We start from the raw sequence: 9,254 nt of genomic DNA, 5'->3' as shown, positions 1-9,254 counted from the left end.
GGTGCCGGGGCCGGGCATCGCCCAGTCATCCTTCGATGGCACCCAGTCGCCGCCCATCCCGGCAGTCAGGTTGATGACGACATCGGTGCCGGAAGCGCGTACCCGGTCCACCACTTCGCGGAAGAGTGCCGGATCGCGCGAGCCCTTGCCGGTATCAGGATCGCGGACATGGAGATGCGCGACAGAGGCCCCGGCCTTTGCGGCCTCAATTGCCTCACGCGCGATGGCCTCGGGCGTTACCGGAACATGCGGGCTGATATCGGTCGTTGCCCCCGCCCCGGTCACTGCACATGTCAGAACCACTTCGAAATTCATTCTGCGCCTCCCCAGCCTTTCCTCAATCCTTGGGCCGGGAAAGGGCTTTTCATGTCAGTAATTCGACTGATATGCATATGGTATGTCGAATTTACGCACCTCATCCGATCCCGCCACATTGGCCCCGCCGCCCCGGGACGCGGCCGCGCGGCATGTCGCCTTCCTCGTCGTGCCGCGTTTCAACCTGATGACGATGATGACCATGATCGAGGTGATGCGGATCGCGAACTACCTGTCGCCCGCACCGCTTTATTCATGGGAAATCCTCTCATTCGATGGCGCAGAGGTAACCGCATCGAATGGTTTCACGGTGCCCTCGGCGACCCCGGATGAGCATGTCCGCCGGGGCGAAACACTGTTCGTTTTGGGCTCGTGGAACGCCGAGAACTACAAGAACTCCCATACGCTGGCCTGGATCCGCAGGCAGGCGCGGGGCGGTGTGCGGATGTGTTCGGTAGAGCTTGGTTGCTATCTACTGGCCCGCGCGGGAATACTCTCGGGCAAGCGGGCGACGACGCATTGGTCCTGGATGTCGGGGTTCGAGGAACAGTTCGACGAAGTGACCGTCACCGAACAGTTGTTCACCATCGACGGGCAGATGATGACCTGTGCCGGGGGGCTGGCCGGGGTCGATCTGATGCTGCGGGTGGTCGGCGATGAACATGGCGAAAGGCTGGCCGGAGAGATCGCCGACCAGATGCTCTATCACCCGATCCGGCCTGCCAACGCCCCGCAAAGGCGCACGATGGGGCGGGGAATGGAATCGCTGGCGCCAATGGTGCGCGAGGCGATCACCCTGATCGAAAAGAACATCGCCGAGCCGCTGACCGTGCCCGATATCGCCGGGGAGCTTGGCGTCTCGCAGCGCCAGCTGGAGCGCCAGTTCAAGGCCAATATCGGCTGCACTGTGGTGCAGTTCGGACTTCTGCTCCGCCTTCAGCACGCGCGCGTGTTGTTGATCTCCACCGGGCTTTCGGTGCGTGAGATTGCGACCGCTTCGGGCTTCAACACCCTGTCGCACTTCGCTTTTTCCTTTGGCAAGTGTTTTGGGCGACGGCCTTCGGACTACCGGCAGGCCTGGCCCGAAAAGGACGCGACGCCAAGCTGGCCGGGGACGTTGTCGAAATTCCTTGAGGCGCTGGAGAACCGCGGCAGTGCCAAGCCGATGCAGATCCTGAGGAAGACAAGCGGGTGAAGCTGGAACAGCGACCAGTATTTGAATATCTGCGCTGTAATACTTGGTCCGATTTCGAGTCTTAGCGGTTGTTGAGGTAGAGCCCCCCTTCGCCCGGGAACAAGCGCGGTGCCCGCCCGGCTTGTGGGGTGATCACGGCAACAGCAGCAACGTCGCGAAAGGCAGAATCTTCAGCCCCTTGCAGCTCGGATTGCGTTCAGCACCGCCACGATTTCGCGGTCTCTCTGCGCGGCCATCTCCTCAAAATGCCGCCCGCCTGCAATCTGGTTGCAGCCGTCGACCATGCGGTCGCGCAGATCCTGCGTCAGTTCAGGGGCTTCAAGCCGGGTCCATGGCCATTTCAGGGCCGGACCGAACTGATCAAGGTTGGTGGCCATGCCGCCCTCGCCGCAGGCGACGTGGAAGGCCATGCACTGGCCCTGCACGGCCATGCGCGGGGCGGGGCCGTTCATCAGGGCGTTGTCGATATCCTCCGGTGTGGCCTCGCCATTCGCGACCATGTGCAATGCCTCGCGCCAAAGCGCCTCTTGCAGCCGGGTGGCGACGAAGCCGGGGATTTCCTTCTTCATGATCAAGGGGGCCTTGCCCGCGACCTTGTAGAACTCAGCCGCCCATTGCACGGCCGCCGGATCGGTGCGTTTGCCGCCAACAATCTCGACCAGCGGCAGGAGGTAGGGTGGATTGAAAGGATGACCGATGACGGTGCGTTCGGGGCTGGGGCAGTCCTTCTGAATATCCGTCATCATCAGACCCGATGTCGATGAGGCGATGATGCAGTCCTTCGGCGCGACGTCGCCCAGCCGCTTGTAGAGAGCCTGTTTCAGGTCCAGCCGCTCGGGCGCGCTTTCCTGAATGAACTGGGCGTCCCGGATGGCGGCATCGAGATCGGTCGTGACCGTCAGCCGGTCGCGGGACGCGCCTTTCGCAAGACCAAGGGCTTCAAGGCTGATCCATCCGGTATCAATCACGGCCATAAGCGCCGCGCGTTCGGCCTCGCTATGGACATAGGCGGTGACATCGTAGCCGCGTGCGAGGAAATGCGCGGCCCAGCCGCCGCCGATGGGACCGGCGCCGATGGTGGTGATACGGGTGATGGATGTGGGATCGGGATACATCTATTTTCCTTTGAAAACCGGATCGCGCCGCTCGACAAAAGCCGCGACCCCTTCCTTGGCGTCTTCCGACGTCAGCATCTTGCGATAGGTTGGCAGGTCGCCCTCGCGCATATGGGCAAAGGCCGCCTCAAGCGGTTTGCATTCAATCTCGCGCTGGACTTCCTTGACCGATTGCATGGCCAGGGGCGCCGACCAGGCGATCTGGTCGGCCCATTCGCGGGCGGCGTCCATTTCCTGCCCCTTCGGCACCACCTTGTTGATCAGCCCGTAATGCGCGGCCTCATCGGCCTTCATGCGGCGGCCCCAGAGGAACATCTCCATCGCGATATTGTGGGGGATGCGGCGTGGCAGGCGTTGCAGAGCGCCTGCATCCGGGACGATGCCAAGGGGCATTTCCGGCAGGCCAAACTCGACATGGTCGGCTGCGATGATCAGGTCACAGGACAGTGCGATTTCAAAGCCCCCGCCGATGGCAAGGCCATTGAGTGCACAGATCACAGGCTTGTTCAGTTGCCAGTTCTCGGTCAGCCCGGCAAAGCCGCCGATCCCGTAATCCTCTTCCCACCAGTTATCCAGCTCCATCTCGCCCTTGTTGAGCGCCTTCAGATCCCAGCCGGCGGAGAATATCTTCTCGCCCGCGCCGGTCAGGATCGCGCACCAAAGGTCGGGGTCGTCGCGCAATTCGGCAAAGGCGCGGCCCATATCGCGGCTCATCTCGATATCGATGGCATTGACCTTGGGCTTGTTCAGCGTGACTTCCAGAACCCGCCCGCGGCGGGTGGTTTCGACATGGGACATGGGACTACCTTCAGGAAAATGCAGGGATCACTTCGTTCACGAACAGCTCGAGCGAGCGTTTCTGTTCGGGCAGGCCGAGGCCGAGGCTGGCGTAGTAGATGCACTCATCCACTCCAAGCGCCTCATATTGCCTGAGTTTTGCTATGACCTCATCGGGTGTGCCGAACATCAGATTGTCGTGCAGCATCTGCGGATCGTATTCGGCACGGTTGCCGAGATCGTCGAACGGGATCTGTTTGGGGAAGCCGTCCTTCACATCGCCGAGGTTCTTGAACAGGTTCTCGAACTGGCCAAGCTGGCGCTGGGCGGCGCGGACCGGTACCATCCAGTCGTCTTTCCGGTCGTAAAGCGCTGTGTGGCGCATCATCGCCATTGTGGGGCGCTTGGCGCCGGGGTTGGCTTCCATCGCGTCGTTCAGGCGTCCCATATAGGTTTCAGCCTCATCCATGCCGCGTGTGAGCGGCCAGGACATGATGTTGCAGCCTTCGCGAACAGCATAGTCGTAGGTGATGGGCGCGCGGGCGGCGACCCAGACGGGGACGTCTTTCTGTACCGGCTTCGGCACGGCGGTCGAGGTCGGGAAGGACCAGAATTCGCCCTTGTGTTCGTAATCCCCCTGCCAGAGCGCGCGCACGCAAGGCAGCATCTCCTGCATGTAGCGCCAGGCGTCGGACTGCTTCAACCCCGGCGCCATGCGGTCGAATTCGCGCTGATATGCGCCCGAGCCGATGCCGAATTCCAGCCGCCCGCCCGAGATGAGGTCGACGAAACCGGCCTCTCCCGCCAGCTTGATCGGGTGCCAGTAGGCGGCGACGGCGACGGCAGTGCCAAGGCGGATGTCATTGGTATTCTCGGCCCACCAGGCGAGGAGCGAAAAGGGGTTGGGCGCGATGGTCATTTCCAGCGCGTGGTGCTCAGCGGCCCAGACGATGTTGAACCCGCCCCGGTCGGCCATCTGCACCATCTCGAGCGTGTGGCGCGCGACGTCCTTCATGTCGAGGCCCGCGTCCATCCGTTCCATATTGATTGCCAGTTGGAATTTCATCCCGTCCCTCCCCGGATCGCCTGCGCCTCCAATGTTCGCCGCTTCAAGGGCGGGGGGTGTCGATAATTCGACGTTGGAAGCGGTTTTTCGTCACCTCGTGCCTGTATCAGACAAGGCGTCCGACATTGCGGTTTAGCCTTTTGAAGCCGCAGACAAATACGGGGTGCAAGCCGGGCGAGTGTCTGCCCGTGGGTTGGCGCGGAAACGCAAGATCAGAGCAATTTATGGTCGCACAACCCTTCTTCGCAAAAGCAAGGCGGAACGTTGCAAAAGCGCCAGCCCGGCGGGACGGGCAGGCGCTCGCCCGGCGCGCGTCGCGCTTGTTCCCGGGCGAAAGGGTCTCTTCGCCAAGAACTGCAAACCCGCGTTGCAGCCAGACGCCCGCCCCTCACCGCATGACGAATGGGTTCGCCATCGGCGTATCGGACGTGTTGACCCAGACCGTCTTTGGCCTTGTGTAATCATACATCGCCTGAAACCCGCTTTCGCGGCCATAGCCCGAGCCCTTGACCCCGCCGAACTCGGCGATGGGGGAGACAACACGGTAGGTGTTGATCCAGACGATGCCGGCACGGATCGCCTTCGACATCCGCATCTGCCGCGCGCCAGAACGGGTAAAGATGCCCGCCGCCAGCCCGTGTTTGGTATCATTGGCCAGCCGCAGGACCTCTTCCTCGGTCTTGAACCGTTGCGCGGCCAGCACCGGGCCGAATAGCTCGGTATCGACGATGCGCAGGTCCTGACGCGGACATTCAAGAATGGTGGGCTCGTAATAGGTGCCCGACAGCCCCGCTGGCCGTTTGCCGCCGGTCAGCACCTTCGCGCCTTGGCTCACCGCATGAGCGACCTCGCGTTCGATATGTTCAAGCTGACCGGTGGTGCAGAGTGGCCCCATCTGGGTTTCCTCGGCCAGAGGGTCGCCGATCAGGATCTTGCCTGCAAGTGCTGTCATCTTCTCAAGGAATTCGTCGGCAATATCTTCGTGCAGATAAAGCCGCGATCCGGCGACACAGCTTTGACCCGTCGCGCCGAAAATGCCGGCGATGGAGCCGTTGACGGCGCTTTCGATATCGGCATCGTCGAAGACGATGAAGGGAGACTTGCCGCCGAGTTCCAGTGACACTTCGGCGAAGTTTTCGGCGGAATTGTAAAGCACATGGCGCGCGGCACCCGGGCCCCCGGTGAACGAGATCCGCGCAACCAAGGGGTGCGAGGTCAGCGCCTTGCCGCAGGGATCGCCGTGCCCGGTGACGATATTGACGACGCCGGGCGGGAAGCCTGCCTGTTCGATCAGTTCGCCGAATTCCAGCATCGCTGCCGAGGCATGTTCCGAGGCTTTGAGCACGATGGTATTGCCCGCCGCCAGCGCCGGGCCCATCTTTACCGCCACGAGGAACAGTTGCGAATTCCAGGGCACGATCGCTGCCACCACGCCCAAGGGCTCGCGGTGGGTGAAGACGAAGAGATCGGGCTTGTCGATCGGCAGTGTCTCACCCGAAATCTTGTCAGCGCAGCCCGCGTAGAAATGGAAGAACTCGGCAATGTATTTCGCCTGCCAGCGGGTTTCCCTCAGCATCTTGCCGGTGTCGATGCTCTCGGTCCGGCCCAGTTCCTCGGACCTCTCGGCCAGAAGATCGCCGAGCTTGCGCAGGCATTTGCCCCGCGCCGAGGGCAGCATTTCAGCCCACGCACCAGAGGTAAAGGCCCGGTCGGCGGCGCGAACCGCGCGGTCGACATCCGCTGCCGTCGCCTCGGGTACGCGTGACCAGACCTTGCCGGTTGCGGGATTGACGCTGTCGAACGTGCCGCCATCCGAGGCATCCACCCAGTCGCCGTCGATCAGCATCTTGTAGCTCTTCACATCCGCCATGGTGCAATCCCTCCCGTCAGAATTTCCATCATAGTGACCGAGGTGCGCGCGGCGGGCTTAGATTTTTCGTCAGGCTATGGCGAAAAATGCGGACGCGATGGCGCGCACCGGTGGCACCCATGAAGGGGAACCGGGACTGTGGGAGGCGAGAATGGGCAGAGGCATTGGGCCGGACGGCACGGTCTGTGATCTCACCGGCCCGGAAGACGCGCCTGTCGTCGCGCTGATCCACGGGCTGGGGCTGAACCGGGCCTGTTGGCAATGGCTGGTGCCGCAGTTGCAGGGCCGCTACCGGGTTCTGGCCTATGATCTTCTGGGCCATGGCGAAAGTGGCCCGCCACCTGCCGCACCGAAGCTGAAAACCCTGTCTGATCAACTCGCGGGCCTGCTCGATCATCTTGGCATCGACCACGCAGCGATTGTCGGATTTTCCCTCGGCGGCATGGTCGCGCGGCGGTTCGCGCAGGACCATCCAAGTCGCGTGACCGCGCTCGGTATTCTGCATTCGCCGCACAAGCGGACGCCCGAGGCGCAGGCGGCGATTCTCGCCCGCGTCGAACAGGCGAAGGCGGACGGGCCGAGCGCCACGGTCGAAGCGGCATTGGTGCGCTGGTTCAGCGATGCCTATCGCGCCGCCAATCCCGCAATGATGGACCTTGTCCGCTCATGGGTGATGGCCAACGATCCGGCAATCTACCCGTCGATCTACCGCATCCTCGCGGAAGGTATTGACGAGATTGTCGCGCCCGCCCCGCCGATCGCCGCGTCCACGCTGGTGATCACCGGGGACGAGGATTACGGCAACGGCCCCGACATGACCCACGCCATCGCGGCCGAGATCGAAGGGGCCGAGGCGCTGATCCTGACCGGTCTGCGTCATATGGCCTTGGCCGAAGCGCCGGATGCGGTGAACCGCCCGCTCATCACCTTTCTCGACCGGCATCTGGGGGACGACACATGACCGGCATCCTCAAGGGTATCCGTGTGCTTGACCTTTCGCGCATGCTCTCCGGCCCCTATTGCACAATGATGCTGGCCGATCACGGTGCCGAGGTGATCAAGATCGAAGGCAAGGGCGGTGATACCAGCCGCCAGAACGGACCCTTCCGCGACGACGATCCGGGCCGCGACTGGGCCGGCTACTATGTCAGCCTCAACCGGTCGAAGAAAAGCGTGCAGCTTGATCTGAAGACGGATGAGGGCAAGGCGGCGTTTCGCGCGCTGGCCGTTACCGCCGATGTCGTCGTCGAAAACTTTCGCCCCGGGGTGATGGAGCGGCTGGGGCTTTCGTATGAAAGCCTCGCCGAGGCCAATCCGCGTCTGGTCTATGCAGCGATCCGCGGCTTTGGCGATCCACGGTCCGGGACCAGCCCCTATCAGGATTGGCCCGCCTATGATGTCGTGGCCCAGGCGATGGGCGGACTTGTCGCGCTGACCGGCCCGGATGCGGCGACGCCCACCAAGGTCGGCCCCGGCATCGGCGATGTCTTCGCGGGCTCTCTGATGGCCTTCGGCATCCTCGCCGCCCTGCGTCAGGCCGAGGCGACAGGGCAGGGCCAGTTCGTCGATATCGCCATGTATGACGCGATGGTTTCGCTTTGCGAACGGGCGATCTATCAGCACGATTTCGACGGGTCAGTGCCGGGGCCCGAAGGCAACGGGCATCCGCTGCTGGCCCCCTTCGGTGTGTTTCCGGCGCGCGACGGCCATGTGGCTTTGGGCATCGTCGATGACGCCTTCTGGCAAAAGCTGACCCGTGCGATGGGGCAGGAGGCGCTGGGCAGCGACCCCCAATACGCGACCCGCGCCGACCGGCGGGCCAATGCGGGGGCGGTCAATGCGATGGTTTCGGACTGGACGGGCAAGCGAAGCAAGGCTGAATTGGCGGATCTTCTGGGGGGGCTTGTGCCCTTCGGTCCGGTCAATACGGTCGCCGATATCTTCGCCGACCCGCATATCGCCGCGCGCGGTATGATCGCCGAGGTGCCGCATGCCAAGTCGGGCCAGCGAAACTGGCGCGTTGCGGGCAGCCCTTTGCACTTTTCGAACAATCCCACGCCCGACCCGGCCACGCCGGCCCGGCTTGGCGAACATAATCCGACATTTGTCGCACCGGCCCCAACCGCCGCGCCCGACCCGAAAGCCCTGCGCAACGCGTTCGGCGCCTTCGCGACTGGCGTTACCGTCCTGACCGCGCGTCAGCCCGATGGCACCCCGCGCGGCTTCACCGCCAATTCCTTCACCTCAGTCTCGCTCGATCCGCCCTTGCTGCTCGTCTGCCTCGCCAAGACCGCGCATAGCTGCGAGACCTTCATGCAGGCCGATCATTTCGCAGTGAACGTGCTGGCCGAGGATCAGAAGGGCGTATCGGGCCTGTTCGCCAGCCGCACGCCCGACAAATTCGACCAATGTGACTGGAGCCCCGGCGCGGGTGAGGTGCCCTTGATCGACGGGTCACTGGCGCAATTCGCCTGTGCCCGCGAAAAGCTGGTCGATGCGGGTGATCATATCGTACTGATCGGCCGGGTGATCGACTTTGCCACGGCCGAGGGCAATCCTCTGGGCTACTTTCGCGGCAATTACTTCTCTATCGGGCTGGAGGACAGTCTTGTCTCGGCCGTCGCTGCCACTGGGGGCACCCGGATTGGCGCGGTGCTGACCGATCAGGGGCGGCTGTTGCTGTGCGAAGGCGCGGAAGGTGCGCTGTCCGTGCCAAGCGTCCGTGATCCGGGGCCGAGCCTCGATGGCCTCAGGCGTGATCTGGTGGCAAAGGGGCTGAGGCCAGAGGTCGAGTTCCTCTATGCCGTCTATGAAGACAGCGACACGGGCACCAACGGTATCTTCTATCACGGTCAGGTCGATGGTCCGGTGCCCAAGGGCATGGTGCTGATCCCGCTTGATGAAGTGCAGTGGGAC

The 9,254-nt window shown here is 63.2% G+C and carries 8 protein-coding genes; 3 read left to right on the top strand and 5 right to left on the bottom strand.

Annotated elements, in window-relative coordinates:
• Positions 1 to 315, bottom strand: a 315-nt coding sequence (locus WBB85_RS00675; protein ID WP_432636694.1) for a 3-keto-5-aminohexanoate cleavage protein, incomplete at its 3' end; no start/stop codon positions are given.
• A gap of 82 nt (positions 316 to 397) precedes the next feature.
• Between WBB85_RS00675 and WBB85_RS00670 the strand changes: the two genes are divergently transcribed.
• Complete coding sequence (locus WBB85_RS00670) at positions 398 to 1,510, top strand: GlxA family transcriptional regulator (RefSeq protein ID WP_432636692.1); 1,113 nt, start codon at positions 398 to 400, stop codon at positions 1,508 to 1,510.
• A gap of 170 nt (positions 1,511 to 1,680) precedes the next feature.
• Here the strand turns inward: WBB85_RS00670 and WBB85_RS00665 are convergent, their stop codons facing one another.
• The 4 genes from WBB85_RS00665 to WBB85_RS00650 form a co-directional block, all read right to left on the bottom strand.
• Positions 1,681 to 2,625, bottom strand: a complete 945-nt coding sequence (locus tag WBB85_RS00665) for a 3-hydroxyacyl-CoA dehydrogenase NAD-binding domain-containing protein (protein ID WP_432636691.1) — start codon at positions 2,623 to 2,625, stop codon at positions 1,681 to 1,683.
• On the bottom strand, positions 2,626 to 3,423 hold the full coding sequence (locus tag WBB85_RS00660; protein WP_432636690.1) for a carnitinyl-CoA dehydratase: 798 nt from the start codon (positions 3,421 to 3,423) through the stop codon (positions 2,626 to 2,628). It lies immediately after the preceding gene.
• Between the two features lie 10 nt (positions 3,424 to 3,433).
• Positions 3,434 to 4,468, bottom strand: a complete 1,035-nt coding sequence (locus WBB85_RS00655; RefSeq protein ID WP_432636689.1) for an LLM class flavin-dependent oxidoreductase — start codon at positions 4,466 to 4,468, stop codon at positions 3,434 to 3,436.
• Between the two features lie 388 nt (positions 4,469 to 4,856).
• Positions 4,857 to 6,338, bottom strand: a complete 1,482-nt coding sequence (locus tag WBB85_RS00650) for an aldehyde dehydrogenase (RefSeq protein ID WP_432636688.1) — start codon at positions 6,336 to 6,338, stop codon at positions 4,857 to 4,859.
• A 151-nt stretch (positions 6,339 to 6,489) separates the two neighbouring features.
• Here WBB85_RS00650 and WBB85_RS00645 point away from each other — a divergent pair, with 151 nt between their 5' ends.
• Both WBB85_RS00645 and WBB85_RS00640 read left to right on the top strand, forming a co-directional pair.
• Positions 6,490 to 7,299: an alpha/beta fold hydrolase gene (locus WBB85_RS00645; protein ID WP_432636687.1), complete on the top strand. Its 810-nt coding sequence runs from the start codon at positions 6,490 to 6,492 to the stop codon at positions 7,297 to 7,299.
• Positions 7,296 to 9,254, top strand: a 1,959-nt coding sequence (locus tag WBB85_RS00640) for a CoA transferase (protein ID WP_432636686.1), incomplete at its 3' end; no start/stop codon positions are given. The genes WBB85_RS00645 and WBB85_RS00640, both read left to right, overlap by 4 nt.

Source organism: Albidovulum sp. (assembly GCF_049646345.1).
Taxonomy (GTDB): Bacteria; Pseudomonadota; Alphaproteobacteria; order Rhodobacterales; family Rhodobacteraceae; genus Albidovulum.
This window is presented reverse-complemented; position numbering and strand designations above follow the sequence as displayed.

Coding starts and splice junctions, on each gene's coding strand:
- WBB85_RS00670 (WP_432636692.1), top strand. CDS start 398: ATGTCGAATTTACGCACCTCATCCGATCCCGCCACATTGGCCCCGCCG.
- WBB85_RS00665 (WP_432636691.1), bottom strand. CDS start 2,625: ATGTATCCCGATCCCACATCCATCACCCGTATCACCACCATCGGCGCC.
- WBB85_RS00660 (WP_432636690.1), bottom strand. CDS start 3,423: ATGTCCCATGTCGAAACCACCCGCCGCGGGCGGGTTCTGGAAGTCACG.
- WBB85_RS00655 (WP_432636689.1), bottom strand. CDS start 4,468: ATGAAATTCCAACTGGCAATCAATATGGAACGGATGGACGCGGGCCTC.
- WBB85_RS00650 (WP_432636688.1), bottom strand. CDS start 6,338: ATGGCGGATGTGAAGAGCTACAAGATGCTGATCGACGGCGACTGGGTG.
- WBB85_RS00645 (WP_432636687.1), top strand. CDS start 6,490: ATGGGCAGAGGCATTGGGCCGGACGGCACGGTCTGTGATCTCACCGGC.